The 19,236-nt window shown below is 53.6% G+C and carries 17 protein-coding genes and 1 pseudogene; 14 read left to right on the forward strand and 4 right to left on the reverse strand.

Going from position 1 to position 19,236, the window contains the following annotated elements:
* Positions 1-20 precede the first annotated feature (20 nt).
* From AC3QLZ_RS12320 to flgB, 8 genes are all read left to right on the forward strand, one after another.
* The gene (locus tag AC3QLZ_RS12320; RefSeq protein ID WP_014236177.1) at positions 21-3,155 is read left to right on the forward strand and encodes an efflux RND transporter permease subunit; all 3,135 of its coding nucleotides are present in this window, start codon (positions 21-23) and stop codon (positions 3,153-3,155) included.
* Positions 3,156-3,174: 19 nt separating this feature from the next.
* Positions 3,175-3,576, forward strand: a complete 402-nt coding sequence (locus tag AC3QLZ_RS12325) for a hypothetical protein (protein WP_014236178.1) — start codon at positions 3,175-3,177, stop codon at positions 3,574-3,576.
* Positions 3,577-3,642: 66 nt separating this feature from the next.
* Positions 3,643-5,925: a heavy metal translocating P-type ATPase gene (locus tag AC3QLZ_RS12330; RefSeq protein WP_014236179.1), complete on the forward strand. Its 2,283-nt coding sequence runs from the start codon at positions 3,643-3,645 to the stop codon at positions 5,923-5,925.
* 104 nt (positions 5,926-6,029) lie between these two features.
* A complete protein-coding gene (locus AC3QLZ_RS12335) occupies positions 6,030-6,284 on the forward strand; it encodes a hypothetical protein (RefSeq protein WP_014236180.1) in 255 nt (84 codons plus the stop codon).
* A 742-nt stretch (positions 6,285-7,026) separates the two neighbouring features.
* Positions 7,027-7,293 carry a DUF2933 domain-containing protein gene (locus AC3QLZ_RS12340; protein WP_014236181.1) on the forward strand — a complete coding sequence of 89 codons (267 nt, stop codon included), beginning with the start codon at positions 7,027-7,029 and terminating at the stop codon, positions 7,291-7,293.
* Positions 7,290-7,946: a methyltransferase family protein gene (locus AC3QLZ_RS12345; RefSeq protein ID WP_014236182.1), complete on the forward strand. Its 657-nt coding sequence runs from the start codon at positions 7,290-7,292 to the stop codon at positions 7,944-7,946. Before AC3QLZ_RS12340 ends, AC3QLZ_RS12345 begins: the two co-directional genes overlap by 4 nt.
* A 146-nt stretch (positions 7,947-8,092) precedes the next feature.
* The gene (locus AC3QLZ_RS12350) at positions 8,093-8,410 is read left to right on the forward strand and encodes a hypothetical protein (protein WP_157870587.1); all 318 of its coding nucleotides are present in this window, start codon (positions 8,093-8,095) and stop codon (positions 8,408-8,410) included.
* 189 nt (positions 8,411-8,599) lie between these two features.
* Complete coding sequence (flgB, locus tag AC3QLZ_RS12355) at positions 8,600-9,115, forward strand: flagellar basal body rod protein FlgB (RefSeq protein WP_232058775.1); 516 nt, start codon at positions 8,600-8,602, stop codon at positions 9,113-9,115.
* A gap of 147 nt (positions 9,116-9,262) precedes the next feature.
* Here the strand turns inward: flgB and copK are convergent, their stop codons facing one another.
* Positions 9,263-9,541 carry a periplasmic Cu(I)/Cu(II)-binding protein CopK gene (gene copK / locus AC3QLZ_RS12360; protein WP_014236184.1) on the reverse strand — a complete coding sequence of 93 codons (279 nt, stop codon included), beginning with the start codon at positions 9,539-9,541 and terminating at the stop codon, positions 9,263-9,265.
* Between the two features lie 104 nt (positions 9,542-9,645).
* Positions 9,646-10,038: a CzcE family metal-binding protein gene (locus tag AC3QLZ_RS12365; protein ID WP_014236185.1), complete on the reverse strand. Its 393-nt coding sequence runs from the start codon at positions 10,036-10,038 to the stop codon at positions 9,646-9,648.
* 284 nt (positions 10,039-10,322) lie between these two features.
* Here AC3QLZ_RS12365 and AC3QLZ_RS12370 point away from each other — a divergent pair, with 284 nt between their 5' ends.
* Positions 10,323-11,144 (forward strand): three-Cys-motif partner protein TcmP, encoded by an 822-nt coding sequence (locus tag AC3QLZ_RS12370; RefSeq protein ID WP_014236186.1) that lies wholly within the window; start codon positions 10,323-10,325, stop codon positions 11,142-11,144.
* Here the strand turns inward: AC3QLZ_RS12370 and AC3QLZ_RS12375 are convergent.
* Together AC3QLZ_RS12375 and AC3QLZ_RS12380 are read right to left on the reverse strand one after the other, a co-directional pair.
* On the reverse strand, positions 11,141-11,890 hold the full coding sequence (locus AC3QLZ_RS12375) for a phage Gp37/Gp68 family protein (protein ID WP_014236187.1): 750 nt from the start codon (positions 11,888-11,890) through the stop codon (positions 11,141-11,143). The genes AC3QLZ_RS12370 and AC3QLZ_RS12375 overlap by 4 nt on opposite strands.
* Positions 11,891-11,940: 50 nt before the next feature.
* Positions 11,941-12,234 carry a helix-turn-helix domain-containing protein gene (locus tag AC3QLZ_RS12380; RefSeq protein ID WP_043797791.1) on the reverse strand — a complete coding sequence of 98 codons (294 nt, stop codon included), beginning with the start codon at positions 12,232-12,234 and terminating at the stop codon, positions 11,941-11,943.
* A gap of 268 nt (positions 12,235-12,502) precedes the next feature.
* On the opposite strand from AC3QLZ_RS12380, the gene AC3QLZ_RS12385 reads away from it, so the two are divergent.
* From AC3QLZ_RS12385 to AC3QLZ_RS12405, 5 genes and pseudogenes are all read left to right on the forward strand, one after another.
* Positions 12,503-13,552, forward strand: coding sequence for a TnsA endonuclease N-terminal domain-containing protein (locus tag AC3QLZ_RS12385; RefSeq protein WP_014236188.1), 1,050 nt, complete (start codon positions 12,503-12,505; stop codon positions 13,550-13,552).
* Between the two features lie 329 nt (positions 13,553-13,881).
* A complete protein-coding gene (locus AC3QLZ_RS12390; RefSeq protein ID WP_157870588.1) occupies positions 13,882-15,921 on the forward strand; it encodes a TnsB C-terminal domain-containing protein in 2,040 nt (679 codons plus the stop codon).
* A 3-nt stretch (positions 15,922-15,924) separates the two neighbouring features.
* Positions 15,925-17,424, forward strand: a complete 1,500-nt coding sequence (locus tag AC3QLZ_RS12395; RefSeq protein ID WP_014236190.1) for an ATP-binding protein — start codon at positions 15,925-15,927, stop codon at positions 17,422-17,424.
* Between the two features lie 25 nt (positions 17,425-17,449).
* A pseudogene (locus AC3QLZ_RS12400) lies at positions 17,450-17,890 on the forward strand (TniQ family protein); the annotation flags it as partial.
* 252 nt (positions 17,891-18,142) lie between these two features.
* The gene (locus AC3QLZ_RS12405) at positions 18,143-19,222 is read left to right on the forward strand and encodes a hypothetical protein (protein ID WP_238526335.1); all 1,080 of its coding nucleotides are present in this window, start codon (positions 18,143-18,145) and stop codon (positions 19,220-19,222) included.
* Positions 19,223-19,236 lie beyond the last annotated feature (14 nt).

The following is a 19,236-nucleotide window of genomic DNA, read 5'->3' on the forward strand; positions in this document are numbered from 1 at the left end:
AATAAAAGGAGCCCAGCGCGATGTTGGCAAAAATCATTGAATGGTCAGGGCGGAATCGCTTCCTGGTCTTGTTAGCCACGCTATTCATCATTGTTGCCGGTGTCGTTGCTGTCGTACGGACACCGCTTGATGCCCTGCCTGACCTGTCGGATGTACAGGTTATTGTCTATACCGAGTATCCCGGGCAGGCTCCCCAGGTGGTGGAGGATCAGGTTACCTATCCGCTAACTTCGGCAATGCTCTCTGTACCGAAGTCCAAGGTGGTTAGAGGCTTCTCGTTCTTTGGCGCCTCCTTTGTTTACATCATCTTTGAGGACGGAACGGATATCTACTGGGCCCGGTCCAGGGTCCTGGAATATCTCAACTTTGCCGCCGGCCGGATGCCCAAGGGTGTTACGCCCCAAATTGGTCCGGATGCCACCGGTGTTGGTTGGGTTTATCAGTATGCCGTCTTGGCAAAGAACAAGACCCTGGCAGAACTCCGTACCCTGCAGGACTGGTACCTGCGCTACCAGCTGACCAAAGCGCATGGTGTGGCTGAGGTTGCCTCCATCGGAGGCTTTGTCCAGACCTACCAAGTTACCGTAGATCCGGTAAAGCTACGGTCTTACGGCATCCCCCTGTCCAAAGTCTCCCAGGTTATTCGGGATTCCAATCGCGATGTGGGGGGGCGTGTCGTTGAGATGGCTGAAACCGAATACATGGTCCGCGGCAAAGGATATCTCCGTGGCACCGCAGACATTGAGAATCTGGTTGTTAAGGCCCAAGGCGGAACCCCCGTCATGATTCGGGACATTGCCCGAGTCGAATTGGCGCCCGATGAGCGTCGCGGGTTGACCGAGCTGAATGGAGAGGGAGAGGTTGTCTCCGGCATTGCAATGGCTCGTTATGGCCAGAATGCCCTAGAGGTCATCCATAACCTCAAGGAGAAGATCGGCGAGATTTCCTCCGGTCTTCCTGAGGGGGTAACCATTGAGACGGTCTATGACCGCTCCGAACTCATTCATCGGGCGATTGACACGCTAAAGCATACCCTGGCGGAAGAAAGCGTCATCGTGGCTCTGGTGTGTGTTGTGTTTCTACTGCACCTACGTAGCGCCCTGGTGGCAATTCTGATGCTGCCTGTAGGCGTCCTGATTTCCTTCATCTCCATGCGTTTGTTAGGGATGAACTCCAACCTCATGAGTCTTGGGGGGATTGCCATCGCCATTGGGGCGATGATTGATGCCGCCATCGTCATGATTGAGAACGCTCATAAGCACATTGAGCGGCTGCCCGAAAATCACAGCCATTCTGAGCGGGTGGAAGCAATGATTGCCGCTTGCAAGGAGGTGGGGCCGGCGTTGTTCTTCTCGCTGTTGATCATCACTGTCTCCTTCCTCCCTGTATTCACGCTGGAGGCCCAGGAAGGACGGCTGTTTTCCCCGCTTGCCTATACCAAAACCTTCTCCATGGCCGGTGCTGCTCTCCTGTCGGTCACGTTAGTTCCGGTCCTGATGATGCTGTTTATCCGCGGCAAGATCATGCCGGAAGCTAAAAACCCGGTGAATCGATTCCTCATCTGGGGATACCGGCCGATTATTGCGTGGGTGATGCGTCGGAAGACTGCCACCATCATCGCTGCGATTGTGGCGATGCTGATCTCAATCTATCCCGCTTCCAAATTGGGCTCAGAGTTCATGCCCACACTGAACGAAGGGACCTTGCTCTACATGCCGGCTTCCCTGCCAGGGATGTCCATTACTAAGGCGGCAGAGCTTCTCCAAACCCAGAACAAAATCATTAAGAGTTTCCCGGAAGTTGCCTCGGTCTACGGCAAGGCTGGTCGCGCCAATACCGCGACTGATCCGGCGCCGACAGAGATGTTTGAGACCGTAATCAACCTTAAGCCGGAGTCTGAATGGCGCCAGGGCATGACAACTGACAAGCTCATAGCCGAAATGGACAAGGCTCTGCAGTTCCCTGGTGTATCTAATGCCTGGACGATGCCGATCAAGGCTCGGATCGACATGCTCTCTACGGGGATCCGTACGCCCATCGGCATCAAGGTCTTTGGTAAAGATTTGAGTGAGATGGAGAGCCTTGCCCGAGAAATCGAAACTGTTGTGAAAGAAGTTCCCGGGACAACCTCGGCCTTTGCGGAACGAATCACTGGCGGCTATTACCTAAACATCGAGCCCGACCGTACCCAGCTTGCCCGGTATGGGCTGGCTGTTGGGGAATTGCAGGATGTGATTGGCCAAGCCTTGGGCGGTGAAATGGTCACCACTACCGTTGAAGGACGGGAGCGCTTCGGTGTGACTGTTCGCTATCCCCGGGAGTTGCGTTCCGATCCGCAGCAAATTGCCCAGCAGGTACTCGTGCCAACTGCGGATGGAGCCATGATTCCGCTTGGGCAACTGGCCAAGGTCCAAGTAGCCAAGGGAACGCCAGGTATCCGAACAGAAAACGCACTGCTTTCCGCTTACATATTTGTGGATATCCGTGATCGGGACATCGGTGGTTATGTTGCAGATGCCAAGAAGGCCGTTGCTGAAAAGGTGAAGTTCCCTCCCGGCTATTACGCCACCTGGAGCGGCCAATTTGAATCCATGGAACGGGCTATCGAGAAGATGAAGGTTGTGGTGCCTGTCACCCTGCTCATCATCTTCCTGTTGCTCTACCTCAATTTCAAACGTCTGACCGAAACGCTCATTGTGATGCTGTCAGTCCCGTTTGCCCTGGTGGGAGGGGTCTGGCTCATGTGGCTGCTGGGCTACAACCTGTCGGTTGCAGTGGCGGTTGGCTTTATCGCACTGGCCGGCGTGGCTGCGGAGACCGGGGTAGTCATGTTGATCTACCTCGACCATGCCTGGGAAGAACTCAAGACCAAGCGTCGGGCATCTGGCCAGGAGCCCAGCCTGGGCGACTTGTACGAAGCGATTATGGAGGGTGCAGTAGAGCGAGTCCGTCCGAAGATGATGACCGTGGTGGCCATCATGGCGGGCCTCCTGCCCATCATGTGGGGTACCGGTACCGGCTCGGAAGTCATGAGCCGTATTGCAGCCCCCATGGTTGGTGGAATGATTTCCTCGACAATCCTCACTCTGGCAGTGATTCCCGCGATCTACGCCCTGATTAAGCAGTGGCGGTTGAAGAATGGGAAAGAGAGTTAAGCGCATTAGGAGAAATATCATGAGAACCAGGATATCCCTTCCGATCCTCTGTCTGTGTCTGGGATTGTCGTCTGCAGCCTTTGCCAATGACGAACATCATCCGGAAAAGCCTCAAACCCCAGCTTCAGCTCCGGCGCCCCTCCAGCAAAGTGGGGGAATCAATACGCTTAAGTCTGATGTCATCAGACTCCGCTTGCAGGTCCAGAAAATCGCAAAGGCCAAAGACGACCAGGAGCGTAAGCGACTGCTGACTGAATACATGCATACCCTCCACGAGAGCATGCAGACGGCAGAAGGTATGGTTGGAGGAATGGAGGGCTGCCCGATGATGGACGAAATGTCGGGAGGCCTGCCTGCGGGCGGTAACCATGAGCATCATATGGAAATGATGAAGCGCATGATGGCGCCAGATAAGCACTGATCTTTATCTGCAGAGGAACTGTTTAGGTTGCGCATACCCGACTAGCAGCCGTGGGGAGGAGCTGAAATGAGTGACATTGATCCCGTATGTGGAATGACCGTAAAGCCGGATTCCCCCCATGCGTCTGATTTTGGGGGGACGCACTACCGGTTCTGTAGCGGCAAGTGCAAGGCAAAATTCGATGCTGATCCGCGGCAGTATCTGCATCCCCGCCAGGAGGAAAAGGCGCCCACCGGTGCTGAGTACACCTGCCCAATGCATCCGGAGGTTCGTCAGCTGGGGCCTGGAACCTGTCCCAAGTGCGGTATGGCTTTGGAGCCGATCATTCCGGAACTGGAGGCAGAGGAAGGCAATTCGGAGTATCGGGATTTCCGGTTTCGCTTCTGGGGCAGCCTACCGCTAACGCTCTTGGTAGTAATGCTGGCGATGGCGGGGCATCAACTCGAATTCCTGGCACCACAGCTACGGACCTGGGCGGAAATGGTGTTGTCCGTTCCCATCGTTTTCTGGGCGGGAGCCCCTTTCTTCATCCGTTGCTGGCAGTCCCTGGTCCACCGGACCCCCAACATGTGGACGCTTATCGGAATCGGTACCGGCGCCGCCTTTTCCTACAGCGTGGTGGCAGCCTTGGCCCCGGGACTGTTCCCGGCCTCGTTTGAAGCTCACGGCCGGATCGGGGTGTATTTCGAGGCGGCGGCGGTGATTATTTCCCTGACGCTGTTGGGGCAAATGCTGGAATTACGGGCCCGCTCCCAAACCTCTGCAGCGATCAAGTCCTTGCTGGGGCTGGCGCCCAAAACGGCGCGTCGGATCAATGCTGACGGGACTGAAGAGGACATCCCCCTTAATTATGTCCACGTGGGGGATACTCTGCGAGTTCGCCCGGGAGAAAAAGTCCCGGTGGATGGTGAGGTTACCGAGGGCTCCAGTGCGGTGGATGAATCCATGCTGACGGGTGAGCCGATCCCGGTGACCAAGCGGCCTGGGGACAAGGTGATTGGTGCCACAATGAATACCTCTGGCAGCCTCATTATTCGCTCCGAAAAGATCGGCTCCGAAACAATGCTGGCCCAGATTGTCCAGATGGTTGCCCAGGCCCAGCGTTCCAAGGCCCCAATGCAGCGCATGGCCGATGTGGTGGCTGGCTATTTCGTAATTGTTGTTGTCGCTATTGCCCTTCTGAGCTTCTTTGGGTGGGGCTTCTTCGGCGGAGAGAAGGGTTGGCTCTTTGGGCTAATCAATGGTGTCTCCGTGCTGATTATTGCCTGCCCCTGTGCCCTGGGGCTGGCGACACCCATGTCCATCATGGTGGCAACGGGTAAGGCCGCTACCCAGGGGGTATTGTTTCGAGATGCCGCGGCTATTGAGCGGCTCCGGGAGATCGATACGCTGATCGTGGACAAGACCGGCACTCTCACAGAAGGCAAGCCTACGTTTGAGTGTGCCATTGGTGCCCCCGGTGTCGATCAACAGGAGGTATTACGTTTAGCTGCCAGTCTTGACCAGGGGAGCGAACATCCCTTGGCTGTTGCGATTGTTCAAGCAGCCCGGGATCAGAGTCTCAACCTGGAAAAGGTTGAGGGTTTCGAGTCCGCCAGCGGCATTGGCGTGAGAGGTATGCTCGCCGGCAAGCAGCTGGCTTTGGGCAATACGGTCCTGATGTCCCAGGATGGTGTGGAGGTAGCCCCCATGGCAGGGCAAGCAGAGACGCTACGCCAAGGAGGGGCCAGTGTCATGTACCTGGCGGTCAATGGCCGTCTACAAGGAGTTCTGGCGGTATCTGACCCGGTCAAGGCCAGCACCCCGGAAGCACTCGCGGTCCTACGGGCAGCGGGCCTCCGGGTGGTAATGGCTACCGGTGACGGTGAAACCACCGCCCGGGCGGTTGGGCAACGGTTGGGGATCAGTGAAGTCCATGGAGAAGTGAAGCCAGCAGACAAGTTGGCCTTGGTTGAACGCCTGCAGAGGGAAGGAAGGGTAGTCGCCATGGCTGGAGACGGCATAAACGATGCGCCTGCCCTGGCCAAGGCTGATGTTGGGATTGCCATGGGAACCGGTACGGACGTGGCAATGAACAGCGCCCAGGTGACTCTTGTAAAAGGTGATTTGCGTGGTATCGCCCGTGCCCGCCTGCTATCGGCTGCTACGGTGGGTAATATGCGGCAAAACCTTGCCTTTGCCTTCTTGTACAACGCTTTGGGGGTGCCGGTAGCGGCAGGGATTCTCTATCCAGCATTCGGCTTGGTCTTGTCCCCGATTATCGCTGCGGCGGCCATGAGCCTTTCATCTCTCAGCGTGGTGAGTAATGCCTTACGACTACGTGGCATTAAGGCGGCAAACCTTACATAAAAGTAATGATGCGTTAATGGTTTTGACGGTTTTTCCGGTGCAAGATGGAAATCATCCGGGGGCAACCGGACGTGATCCCAACTCAACTGTTCAAGGAGATTGTCATGAAAACCAAAATTACTCTTGCTGCGACCCTGGTTGCTGCTGTTGCTCTGTTTTCTAATGGCGCTTTTGCTGCTGCGGACTCCGACAAGGTAACGGCTCCCGAAGCAACGGCTACCAAGACCAAGCCCCATTCCCACATGGAGGAGAAGACTGGCGTTACCGCTCCTGCAAAGGATCAAAAGGAAGCCACTCCTGCTGAAGGTCAGAAGAAGGTTGCCAAGAAGCAGCACTTTCATCCGCGTGACGGCAAGTAAGTCACTAAGGTATGGGCCGGGTATCCCGGCTCGTCTTCCCTATGTCGCCATATGAAAATCCGGGGCACGGTAATCTCTGTTCATGCCGTCTTTTGGCTGATGCAGTTGGTAGTGATCCCAAGGAAATACGCTTTGGCTTCTGTCGGAATGTCTTGATGCGACGCTGGCAGATCCAATGCAACCACGGCTGTACGAGGGTGCAACCGCCGGCAGATCCTAAGAGTTCCCATTGGAAGAATTTTGGAGAAATGGATTCCATCAAGGCCATCCTCATTCACAACGACTAACTGATTGGTTGGGGAACGCCATAAGGAGTACCACGATGAGAACTGCATCCCAGTCTTCCTCTGACGGGGCGTATGGCGAATGTATTGTCAAAAGCCGCCTTGGCTTGGCACCTGTCTTCAAGAAGCGCCGACTGCATTTCATATCTCCTGTTCCGGAGGCAATCCGTATGGTTTGCGGCTTTCTTCTTGGGATGGAAGGGGTCAGGTCAGCCATTCCGGATGGAGATGCTCTGTTGGTCGAATATGACCTGTTCCAGGTCACCTTGGCCCAGCTGGAGAAAACCTGCGCTGGCACTGGGCTCGTTCTGTGCAGCGGATTTCATGGTTGGATGCGAGCAATATGGCGCTTTACTGAAGACAATGAAATTCAGAATGCGGCCCATCCAATTAGTAGAGGATGTTGTAATCGTCCTCCGGCCCATACCAGCTAAGACGCCAGGATAAGGAGCCGCGAAATGCGAAATGAAAGCAAGACGAAGGAGGACTCTGCTCATGCACGACATGGGCGGAAAATATGGTGGGGATGGTGGTTCTTTGCTGCAGCCGGTTTGTTCTATCTGCTGTCCGAACACCAGGCCCATTTATTTGGCGTTCTACCCTACTTGCTGTTGCTGGCTTGCCCCTTTATGCATCTGTTTATGCACCATGGTCATCACGAACACCATGGGCAGAGGGGCGAACATCACAACGAGCAAGGTGAAAAGAAGGAGACTGGGCTATGAACCATGGTCAATCCGGTTACGGACTTTGGACTCTCGTATTCCTGAACTCCGCCTTCTTCATTTTTTTTGCTGTCAGCTTTTTTAAGCCCCAAACGAAACAGGATTGGCGGACGCTCGGGATGTTTTCAGCCTTTCTGGTTGCGCTCTTTACCGAGATGTATGGATTTCCGCTGACCATTTATCTGCTGTCTGGATGGTTGACGAAGTATTTCCCTGGGATCGACTGGCTATCTCATGATGCAGGTCATTTACCGGAAATGCTGTTCGGTTGGAAAAGTAACCCGCACTTTGGCCCCTTCCATTTGCTATCGACCGTATTCATTCTTGGGGGCTTCCTACTGCTAGCGAATGCCTGGCCAGTTCTCTACAAAGCACAAAGGAGCAGTACGCTGGCGACGGAGGGACCATATCGGCGGATTCGGCACCCACAATACCTAGCCTTTATTCTGATCATGTTTGGGTTTCTGTTGCAGTGGCCAACAATTATTACCCTTCTATTGTTCCCTCTTCTCGTGACGACCTACGTCAAACTAGCTCATCGGGAAGAGCAAGTTGGCCAAGCTATGTTTGGTGAGGCATGGCGCGATTATGCTGAGCACACTCCAAGGTGGATTCCCATAATCCGGGTTGAAGAGACTGGTGACTCCGCATAGAGGGGGGGCTTCTCCCGTCTAGGCAACTGCTATGGAATCTGACCGAAACGTGACCGGTTTGTAATTTCCCCGTTATGGGGGAGACAGGTTACCCCAGGCAAACTCTCCCTATGAGGCAATGAGCCTTTATGTTAGAGGGAGAAATCATGTCTGAGGTGACCCCATTCAGTAGCGCTAGAGCCCAGGTTGAGTCTCATCTGGATTTTGCCGGTCAACTGGCTATTTTAAATCTAGAGTACGCAGCCAAAGCACTCTCAAATCATCTCTCTACGGCCAAAGAATTTCTGCGCCAGCCAGCAGAGCTGGCTATTCTTGACTATGACCGGCCTGGGAAATGGCTAGTGGGTTTTAGTTGTTCTGCGATTGATTATTGGAAGACACATTCCATCGATTGCTTTGAATATCAGTATCGGATTTCCCAGGTTCTAACCGCATATTCGGCGAAAGAAGATTCTGGAAAATAGATAACCCCCTGATACCGACAAACTATCACTCTCATGGCTGGGGCATCGTCAATTCCTTCTGTAGCCAATGCCTCTATGTCTCCGACTCAAGGCGGGCATGAGGGGCATGGGAATGGGGGGGGGAATGCTGAAGGCGGAACCTTTTCTGGGGCTTTTAGCCAGGCGATTGCGCAACAAGCAGGTAGTCCCATGAGCACCCATGCTGCTCATGGTGGAGTTGGGTCCAGTGGTAATAGCCAAGGAATTGGGCACTCATCTGGAATGCTATCCAATAATGCTGCGGGGCACTCCGCGCATTTCCCGATCGGACAAGGGGGGCATGGCAGTCACGATTTTCAGCAAAAAATGCTAGGGGTGCGTGCTTACCGGCAGCAACTCATTGCGTCGAACATCGCGAATGCTGACACCCCTGGCTATAAGGCCGTTGATATTGATATTGAGCAGGCTGCTGAGATCGTCCGAGGAGCTTCAGCATCTCTCCCGTTGGCAAATACTGTGCAAGGTCACTTATCTGGAAGCAAGCAGCCCCCTCCTTTTCCCCTCAAATATCATGTTCCCTATCAACCAGCAGCTGATGGGAATACAGTAGAGATGGATGTTGAGCGAGCAAAGTTTGCAGAGAATTCGACGATGTATGAATTCTCCTTGGATCGGGTCAGCGGCCATTTCAAGCACATGATGGAGATGCTGCAAAATTTGAAATGAAGCGTTCGGCTTTTTATCCCTAAATACGCCGGGATATATCCGATAAAGACCTAAGTTGCCGAGCAACTATGTTAGGCAGAATTTATAGGAATGTATGAAGCGAAAACGGCTCCCAAAGGGAGCCGTTCAGATGGACATCAAAATTGATTAACCGCGATGCCCGCTGTGCAACAGATTATCAAGGCGCATGACCTCGTCACCATGCATCATGATCTTCTGGCCGTCTTTGGTTTCCATTACGGTGTCCTTCTTCATGCGCGTGGCACGACCGAACTTGTCTTCCATGCTCATTTTCCCATCTTTGAAGATGTAGAGAGTAGAGCCATCTTTCAACTCGATCGATTTCTCAACTTGAGAGGCGTCGACGGCGAAGGCGGATACACATGCGGTACTCAGGGCGGCAATGATTAGTGCTTTCTTCAGCATTTTTATCTCCTTATTTAGGTGTACTGCAGTTCCGATACTAGGGGTTTCATCCTGACAAAATGCCGTCACCAAGGTGACAATTGTGTCATCCCGGTGTCAGTGCATTAGCCCCCCTGATAGCTCGGATTTTCAGCTACATAGACCGTAATGCCATCTGCGCCAGGCATGATTTTCGAAAGAGGAAACGCGGCAGTTCCCAACGTATCAAAGGTCCAGACAACAGTCTTGCCTCCGACATTGATCTTGACGGTTTCCAGGCGAGTGACATTTACGTGCTTGGTACCGCTATCCACAGTGATTTCTCGATCGGCACTTTTGGTGGCGGCGTATCCAAATGCTGCTTGCTGATTTGCCGTCGGGCTTCCCGTGCTTTCTGCAACATGGCTAAGCCAATGAATGGCACCTGCCTCGGAGTAGTCTTCGTGGGCATAAGTCGTACCGACAGCCGCTAGACTCATAGCAGCGATTGCCATCAGTTGGGAAATCTTCGTCTTCATGGTTTTCTCCTTGTGACATCTAGTTAATTGAGGCGGACTATCGCGTCCAACCGTGATGCCATCTTAGGAGTCGTAAACCAACAGAACGCTGACCCAGGCGTTACGTTTATGAAAGCATTTTGATAAGAATTGTCAGGAATGCTTCCATAAACATTAAAGGCTATAGAAGTAGTAGCCAGGCCTTCTTATATGCGTGTAAGTTTTATTCATGGTCTATTGCCCTATTAAAGTCATTGGCGCTATCGTTTCCAATAATGATATTTGGATGAATTGAGGCGCGCCTTATGGGGCTGATTGTTGGGGATGATGGACTCCCTGCTGACGAAGTGGGGATCTGGGCCAAAGACAAGCACAAGTACCTTACTCGATACTTGGATATTTCCCGAGCCACTCGTCGGAAGTACATAGGCGAACGAAAGGGAGGTGCTGTTTATTTCGACCTTTTCTGCGGGACGGGCCGCTCGAAAGTTCGAGATACCGGTGAATGGATTGATGGCGGTGTCGTGGCTGCCTGGAAGACCAGTGTCGAGGGAGGCGCCCCCTTCACTGCCCTCCATATCTCGGATTTAGACGAAGAACGGCTGAAGGCCTGCACCAGTCGCCTAAAAGCACTCGGAGCTCCAGTGCATCCGATACACGCTAGTGCTGCACAAGCAGCAGACCTAATGGTCAAGGCGGTTAGCGGATATGCACTCCACTTTGCATTTATCGACCCCTACAATCTGGAGGCATTAGATTTTCGGGTAATCCAGGCCCTGTCGAGGCTCAAACGGATTGATCTTCTGATCCACTTAAGTGCGATGGATCTTCAACGCAACCTGGCGATCAATCTATCTGCAGAACACTCTGCCTTTGATGCATTCGCACCCGGCTGGCGCCAAGGAGTGTGTACTACCACCACCCAACTTGAGGTTCGCCGACAAGTGGTGGATTACTGGAGAGAATTGGTGGCCAATCTTGGTGTATGGCCTTCAACGGAGATGAAACTGATTACCGGAACGAAAAACCAGCCGCTTTACTGGCTCCTCATGGCCGCCAAGCACGAACTGCCGCACAAATTCTGGGAGACGGCAGCAAATGTGGAGGGCCAAGGACGACTTTTCTAGTAGGCCACTTGCTGGGCCGAAGGGTAAGCATCCCAGGTACGGCCCTTGAAGACTCGTCCATTTGCTTTCTTGTGGCGCTTAACGCCATCTGCGCCCCATCCTCCCCACTGTTTAAAGAAGAAGGCAGAACCGGCGGCATCTGCCTGTTCCTGGACGTTGGTTACCCAGTCCTCTTGCATGGGCCGGGCATGATGCCCCGATTCACCGCCAACAATGACCCAGTGAATCCCTGTCAGGTCGATCTCGCCGATATCTTCCAGCAAAGGCTCCACCGACAAAAAGCGGATACTTGCCTCTACCTGCCGCAGGTAATCGATACGGGGAACACCATATTTCCGGTCTTCCACCGAAACCCCAAGCCACACATTACTCGGGCATCCCCGCTCCCTGAAGTACTGAGGTAGGCGCTCAGCCCGCTTGGTCAGAATCTGGTAAGTGTGCTGAGGGGTATTGCGGATGACGTCAAAGACTTGGTCTAGGAACGTATCCGGAATGTCCTCGTGGAAGAGGTCGCTCATGGAATTGACGAAGTAGACGGTCGGCTTTTTCCGTTGCAGCGGTTGCTTCAGCCGTTCCGGCAGGATGGCCAACTTGAAGCCATTTTCATAGCCTGGCGCCCCCATGGCATGCAACCGACGAGCCATAACTTCAGCGTAGCAATGCTTGCATCCGGGAGATATTTTGGTGCACCCGGTTGTGGGATTCCAGGTTTGTTCAGTCCACTCGATACTGGTTTGAGTTGTCATAGCAGCTCCTTCCTACAAGCAGTAGTCCTTAATCTCACTAGGCCAGTTAATCAGACTGCAAGGCCGTCGATCAGTTTGGAGAGGGCCGTCCGTAAAGGCGCCTGATCCGCTCGCCCTAACCGTCCCCGGACCTTGGCCACGAGTTCTTCAATGGAGGATCCCTGGTCATCGTCGTTTCCATGCACCAGGTGCATACATTGCTCAATGACTTCGGCTCTGGGATTGACCTCTCCGCTTTCGTAGCGACAGAGCGTCGATTGAGAAACGCCAAGAAACTTGGCGAATTCAGCCTGACTCCTGCGATCACGGGCTTTTCGGATTAACTCGGGAATGTTGGTGATCATTGAGGCGTGTGACGAATAATGTATGTTTTGCATTATATATGCATTTGGCGCATATTAATGCCCTAAGTGGAGTTGCCTGCATGTGCTTGCTAAGACCTCGGGGGGAATGTGTGATGCCCCATGAGGGGGCGGTGCCGAAGTCGGAGCGCTATTTCGTTCTCAGACTCGTTTGACGCTAGTTGTTTGGCTAAGTAAAGACCTAGTTACGCCCGAACTTAGACGTTGAACAAAGTCTGGGCAGACGAACCGGATGTTCGGAGGTGTGCGAATGGAACTTGCTGAGCAGATCCAGCGGGATATCGGTGAGTTGGTCGATAAGCATCGGCATGTTGAACTCGACAGTCCTGCGAGGAATGAAAAGCTACAGCGGTGGCTGGCCAGCATCAATTCGCCAACCGGGACGCAAAAAAAGCGTCGCCGCGTAATGACATGGGACAAGCTCAATGAGCGCGTCCAGCAGGGATACGGGATGGGACACGGCGCTGACTATCAGCCATGGCTTACCCTCCGGCGGAAGAACTCATCTCGTGAGTCCAATCAAGTCGCAGCACACTTACATCCGCTGCATCGAGTTGGGTATTTCTTTTCCCGCGGCGAGTACCAGATCGCACTTTTGCTTCTATGGCTGCAGATTCATGATCTGCGGGAGCAGTACCCCCTTTGGCCAATTGCGCATCCTCATCCCCTGTATGGAACTCCGGGAACTGATGGGCTGCAGCTAGGCTACTGTACTGGCCTCTTTGACATTGCAGCGGAAGCTGGGATCGACCACGGCTACTTTCCTGGTACTGATATTCCCTATGTTGCCACCATCGACTTTCTCGTCACCGTACGGAACGGTAACGAGTTCGAACTGGTAGCAATCTCCTGTAAGCCGATTGAGGATCCGGATCAGGAGGTGAAGTGGCGAACGCTAGAACGCCTGGAACTTGAGCGACGCTACGCAGAACGCATGGGAATCCGGTATCTCATCATGAGTTCGCGGTTCGTCCCAATTTTGATGGCCGGTCAGCTGGAATGGTGTATGGAGCGTGCCAGTCTGAGCGATGTGCCGCACCTCGCCGAATGCGTTGATGAGTTCTCATACGAATTTGCAGCGCTGCCACATCTGTCCGTCTCCGATGCGGTGGCCCGTGCGTCCGAGAGCCAGAAGATGTCTCTCGAGGAAGGCTGGATGGTCTTTCGTCACTGTGCCTGGACTCAGGCGATTGACATCGATCTTTCTGTCCCGCTTCTAACCTCCTATCCTGCGCGTAGGAATGGTCGCGTCCTTAGGGAGAAATTACGGGGCTCCCTATTTGAAGGGAGTGCGAAATGACGAACGTCGGGGTTGGCTTCATTTTCAGAGTGCAGGAGGACAACTGTACCGTCTGCCGCGGTCTCTATCGTGTCGTGGATGAATTGGGGGCGAATGATGGACTAGACAATCCTCTCGTCGTAATACAAATTCCGGAGCCCCCGCCACCTAGGGAGACTGGTAAGAGGCAGCCAAGCTACTACGCTAAGGGGTTCAGATACGTACGCCTTGATACGCTGCATGAGTTGCTAGATGAACGGAAAGCCCTCCAGTCCGAGACATTGCCCATTCCTCCCTGGTGGGGAAAGTCAGATGCGGAACTACTCGCTGCATGTCCACGAAAGCGGTGGGTGCAAATTGGTGAAGAATGGGCCACTCCCGAGGTAGTTGCGCGGGAGGCGAAATGGCGGTTGATCGAACCGTTGATCGTTATGGCAGAAGCCAAGTTGGTGTCCAGTATCGCGGAATTAGATGCGTTGGTTCCTGCTCGAGCAAAGGCAGCCAAGATTGGCGCCAACCAGATTTATGACGCACTGCATCGCTACTATGCCTTCGGTCAGAACAAGGATGCATTGCTGCCAAATACGCCCAATAGAGGGGGGAAGGGGAGCGTTCGCTTTGGACGGAACGGCATTCGATTAGGCGCTCCCAATCAGGCGAAAAAAGTGGGCAATAAGGAGCTGGAAGGGAAGATCTGTGATGAGCAGGATCGTCAAAACATACGTGACGGCTTTTTCATGTTCGCCCGGCCTGGAGTGTCACAAAAGGAACAGTTCATTGCCTTCAGTTCGACCTTCTACAGCGATGGTTACAAGAACGAGAATGGCCGCCAGCTTCCGCTACTCCTGCCGGCGAATCAGCGTCCCACCGAGCGTGAGTTCTTCTTCCATGGACCGAACAGTTCAGACCGTGAGACGGCTTTGGTTCGGATTATGGGGGAGGGAGAGTGGGCAAAGAACTACCGCCCGCTTGTTGGATCGGCCCGGGACGGAATTCATGCAATCGGGCAGGTCGGATCGATCGATGCCTCGCCGATCGATGTGAACCTGGTGGCATGCTTCGACAGTACCAGTCCAATCGGTGTGCCGCGTGGTCTCTTCGTCAGAGAAGCCCTTCTGGGGCTTTGGTGTGGAGCACATAACGTGATTGGTGGACCTAGTACTGCAGATGCCAATCTCACGATCCTACGGGCAGCCCTTGGCAAGGAGAAGGTACTGGCTCGTCTTGGTCTGTCTGACATTTCCCCCGATGATTTTTCGAGTTTTCTATTTACTCGCCTGTTATCTGACAACGGTGAGCTTCGCGCCATCGCTGGTATGGAAGCATGCGCGAAGAAGGTCCGAGTCTCAATCGAGTTTGTCGAAAGCGGGCGAGCCGACAGAAACTCACCGTCAGAAGGCGGGCATCACGCACGGCACGCGGGAATCGATCATAAACTTCCCGGAACAACCTACGGGAGGAAGCCGAAGCGCGGAGAGGTGTTGCCAATCCGCAATGCGCTCTTATCTTTGTTTGGGTACGAACGCTTGTTGTGGCAATGGATGCATTGGGCAAACACCAAACAACGAGTACCGCATCTAGTACCTACCGAGATGAAGCGTGCGATGGCCGGGCGGTCTTACAACCCCACCCGGATTGAAATCTATCGATGGGCAGAGAGAGAGGGGTACGTCAGCAAGCGACCGGTGGACGAACTATATCTGCGTTCGAATCTACTACCCACCTACACGGCGAGTGTGCAGAGGAACGGGCTGGTACTTCACCGGCCTGACACCGGGAACCGCGTTGAACTGCTCAAAGATGCGCTTTTCAATAGTGAGTACATTGAGCAGTCATGTCTGTATCACAACTTTGCGCACAACGAGCTACGGCATGTAGAGGTGAAGGTCGATCCAGATGATCTTTCCGAGATTCTTCTGGTTGATGCTCAGGGGATTCATCCCATTTCGAATATCTCCCGAGACGTGATCGTCGTACGTGAGTATTACGTCGCCGACTTGATCGCGAGCAACGAAGCGAATCGTTTGAATCGGGTTGAAACCCAGTCTGAGGACCATCAAGCAGTATCTGATCAACGGATGTCCAGGCTTGCCGAGGTCGATGACGCCCGCGAAAACCGAAAAAGCGCCGAAGCTGAAGGCCGTCGCACTGAGGCCAAGGTTAAGCGGGAACGTGTGCGGGAAAACCAGCGGCAGGAAAAGGCTGCTCAGCTCGATCAAGCAACAAGGCGGGTTGCTAACCAGAATACTTCCCCAGCCACGGAATGGCGCAAGGGTCATTCCGATCCCGTTGGGCCGGCAGCCAGTAACGTTGTTTCAATCAGTTCATCATCGAAACTAAAAAGTGCGCTCACCGAGCGACTGACTAAGTTTCAGGATACGGGGCGCTGACCTATGTCGATAGAACTCGGACAACTTACTGATGAGAGCCATCCGTTCTTGTCTCCCTTGGCTACTGCTTTACAGGTCGACGATATCTTGCCCCGCATCCGGTATTCGCCGCTAGATGGAGTTGATGTAGCAAGCCTGAGCAATAGTGAGCGTCACGTCTTGCTTGATCTGATGCAGGAGCGGCTGTTTGAGCCGACGACGACTACCTTGGAGCTGGCGACGCGGCTATTCCGCATGATTCGTCGGGGGTACCTATCGAGAGATCCAAGGCAGTTAAGCATACGAAAGGAAACGATGGCGTTGGCAGCATGTAGCGGCAAGAAGCTTTCTGAGCTCCCATCATCTTCAGCCTACGCCCAATGTATCCGTGTATCCGGAGAAACCGGAACAGGAAAAAGCTACGAGATTAAGAATGCATTACGACTGCTGCCCCAGTGCATCGTGCACTCAGAAAACAAGGCGGCTGGCTGGTCACACCAGGTCCAACTAGTGTGGCTATATGTACCCATGTCGCATGATGGAACCCTCGGTGGGCTCTTACTAAATATCCTTTGCGCTATCGACGAAGCAGTCGGGACAAGCTATTCGACGCAACCGTCTCTCATCCGTTTGAGCAACGAGAAGCTCGCTGTCCATGTCGGCATTATTCTTAGAATCCATGCAGTCGGTGTCCTGGTAATTGATGAAATTCAGCAGCGCAATTTTTCTGGAAAGGCGCATGGCGGTCTGGCTGCGCTGTTCTTTCTCCGTCTGCTGAACTTCGGGATACCGATGGTCCTCATGGGCAATCCGTTCGGTCTAGGAGCGTTGGATCGCTATTCTCAAGATGTTAGACGCACGAGTTCGGCTGGATCGTTCGATTTTGAGCCCATCAGTTTAGATGACTTCGACTGGCACAAATGCATTGCGCCAGGCGTTTGGCGCTACTACGTGCTTCCTGAACCTATGACATTCAGCGATCCGGGAGGAAAAATCCTATTCCAATATAGCGGCGGATTTCGCGACTACGCATGCCGGATATGTCATTCAGCCCAACGACTGGCGCTTGATTTGAATGAACGAGCACTCACTGTGGAGCATCTTCAGCAGGCTTATGAGGGGGTCGATTTCTCGCAGAAGGATCGGGACCTCATCGAAGGATTCGTCCATCGCGACCCTATTCGCCTCCTGGATTTTGAAGACGTTCGCTGCGAGCACTATGCCAACAAATGGGGCTTGCTGAGCCAGACGAAAGACAATTCCAAAGAGCCAATGGCCGAGCAATACGGGAGCAAATCGCCTCTGACCACCGAGTCGGAGATGGCACCACCGGAATCCGCTGGCCGGAAGAAGAGTCCCCATGAGCGAGAGATGACCGCCGCAAAGCAGACAGCTGCTAAACGAGCTAACGCCGAGAAGAAGCGAGCTGAGGGAAAAGCCCAGTGTGACGGCGATGACCTCCGCAATGAGGGGTTGAAAAAATTTCTCATCAAGGGCTTTGATGCATTCCGAGACGTCGCCTGAGTCACCCACATAGAAGGGACTTTGTATGCAGTCAGCCTGCAGTGCTAATCAATCAGCGTCTGCTGCCACGGTAATTCTGGAGAGGAGTCAGATTCTGCCGTTTTTCCCTGCATCACTACCTGATGAGTCGTTGGCATCTCGTGTCAGTCGCTTTCACATTGAGCGCGGAAATACCAAAACTCTTGAGACGTATCGGGAGCTATTCGGCTCATCACCATTTGCTATGTCCAACTTGTTCATGCCGCGAATTGAAGCCCTGGCAAAAAGAATGCCCGGTGACCTCAATGTGAACGTGGAGAAGCTAATTCATGAAGGCACCTTACTCCCGATAACTCGGCTCTTTACCACCAGCACAGCGACTTGGGCATCGGCTGATTATGTCCGCAGAAGCGTTGGCGAATCTGGCGCAACGCGAATTTGCCTCGAATGCATTAAGGAAGACGTGGCTCAGTTCGATACTGCGTATCTTCACAGGTCACATCAAATCCCGACTGTCACAGCCTGTTGGAGGCACGGGTGGAGGTTGCTGGACAATTGCCCAGAATGCGGCTGCCCTATCGAATCACCAAAAGACCTGACTCTCGCCCCCTGGCAGGGGTGTTGTTGCGGATATCAGTTTGAGCTGGCGGAGGTAGAGTCGTCCGCCTACGTGGCATCCAGTATAGAGAAGGACATTGCAAGGTTTGCAAACCTTGTATTGGCCCATGTGCCGAAAAGAATGCTGGCCGAGAACCTGCCCAGGGTTCTCCGCGAAAGGGCGCTCGAGCGAGGATTTCGCTGGGGCGCTGAGAAAGTCGACCGGTTGAGTCTTCAAGCTGCGATGGAATCCTACTACTCGCCGGAGCTCCTTGCCCGACTGGATCGAGCGTATGCGAAGGGGAAGACGGAGAATTGGTTTCACTTTCTCGGCTTAACGAAGGGGGCAATTGAAGGGCCATTAAATAGGAACCTATTGCTCGCAAACTATCTGTTTCAGGACGCTGAGACATTTCTGGAGAGGCTGGCCGATATTGAGGCTCAAGGCCCCTATGTAGTCGCACATGAGGTACCTCCCGATAACGCATACGCTCCCACTCCGGTTAATCGTACCGCCGATGGAGTGAGTCTTCTCGTTGATCGACTGGCAAAAATTGCAATAGACCAAAATCTCGATATTAGCGATTTATGGCGTGATCACTATGGAGCCATGAAGCGAATCGCTATCGCCGGGTCGAAAGCGGGAATTGAAGCCTTGAAGAAGGTGATAGAGAGGCGAAGTTCTAAGCTGGCTAAGAAGCTGGTGCGATCATCGGCCAAGGTGCATCCGAGAGATGCTGATTGGGCTGAGGAAATCAAAAAAACTGCCGTTCGCCTTCTTAATGATTCTGACCGGCCGATGCGAGTTTCAATGGGGTCGTTAGTTAGAAACACCGAGTTCAAGCCAGCTGCCTGGCCGGATGCGATCTGCTTCCCCCTAACTCGTGCAGCGTGTATTGAATTCCAGGAGTCTCAATGGCATTTCTATGCGCGGCGCGTACTGTGGGCGATGGCTCGCCACCATGGAAAGGTCGTCGCTCGAAGTCTCATCACCGAAGATGCCGGGCTTGAACATCACCGCGCTAGCGATGTTTATCATTACCTTGTTTCGTTGGCAGTCATTCCCGTTGCTCCGTTTAAGAAACAGCTTGAGGCTAAAGGAATCCATCTTGATTGGTCAGGTCCCTGCCCGGGAAAAGAGTATCGAAAGGCGGGGCGCGGCTATCAAAAGACCGGCGCAATAACCGCTTATGTACCACCGGAATTCGCTGGGCAGACATGAGCGGAAGCCTTGGT

The organism is Azospira sp. MPR-LB4 (assembly GCF_058809525.1).

Coding starts and splice junctions, on each gene's coding strand:
- AC3QLZ_RS12320 (WP_014236177.1), top strand. CDS start 21: ATGTTGGCAAAAATCATTGAATGGTCAGGGCGGAATCGCTTCCTGGTC.
- AC3QLZ_RS12325 (WP_014236178.1), top strand. CDS start 3,175: ATGAGAACCAGGATATCCCTTCCGATCCTCTGTCTGTGTCTGGGATTG.
- AC3QLZ_RS12330 (WP_014236179.1), top strand. CDS start 3,643: ATGAGTGACATTGATCCCGTATGTGGAATGACCGTAAAGCCGGATTCC.
- AC3QLZ_RS12335 (WP_014236180.1), top strand. CDS start 6,030: ATGAAAACCAAAATTACTCTTGCTGCGACCCTGGTTGCTGCTGTTGCT.
- AC3QLZ_RS12340 (WP_014236181.1), top strand. CDS start 7,027: ATGCGAAATGAAAGCAAGACGAAGGAGGACTCTGCTCATGCACGACAT.
- AC3QLZ_RS12345 (WP_014236182.1), top strand. CDS start 7,290: ATGAACCATGGTCAATCCGGTTACGGACTTTGGACTCTCGTATTCCTG.
- AC3QLZ_RS12350 (WP_157870587.1), top strand. CDS start 8,093: ATGTCTGAGGTGACCCCATTCAGTAGCGCTAGAGCCCAGGTTGAGTCT.
- flgB (WP_232058775.1), top strand. CDS start 8,600: ATGAGCACCCATGCTGCTCATGGTGGAGTTGGGTCCAGTGGTAATAGC.
- copK (WP_014236184.1), bottom strand. CDS start 9,541: ATGCTGAAGAAAGCACTAATCATTGCCGCCCTGAGTACCGCATGTGTA.
- AC3QLZ_RS12365 (WP_014236185.1), bottom strand. CDS start 10,038: ATGAAGACGAAGATTTCCCAACTGATGGCAATCGCTGCTATGAGTCTA.
- AC3QLZ_RS12370 (WP_014236186.1), top strand. CDS start 10,323: ATGGGGCTGATTGTTGGGGATGATGGACTCCCTGCTGACGAAGTGGGG.
- AC3QLZ_RS12375 (WP_014236187.1), bottom strand. CDS start 11,890: ATGACAACTCAAACCAGTATCGAGTGGACTGAACAAACCTGGAATCCC.
- AC3QLZ_RS12380 (WP_043797791.1), bottom strand. CDS start 12,234: ATGATCACCAACATTCCCGAGTTAATCCGAAAAGCCCGTGATCGCAGG.
- AC3QLZ_RS12385 (WP_014236188.1), top strand. CDS start 12,503: ATGGAACTTGCTGAGCAGATCCAGCGGGATATCGGTGAGTTGGTCGAT.
- AC3QLZ_RS12395 (WP_014236190.1), top strand. CDS start 15,925: ATGTCGATAGAACTCGGACAACTTACTGATGAGAGCCATCCGTTCTTG.
- AC3QLZ_RS12405 (WP_238526335.1), top strand. CDS start 18,143: ATGCTGGCCGAGAACCTGCCCAGGGTTCTCCGCGAAAGGGCGCTCGAG.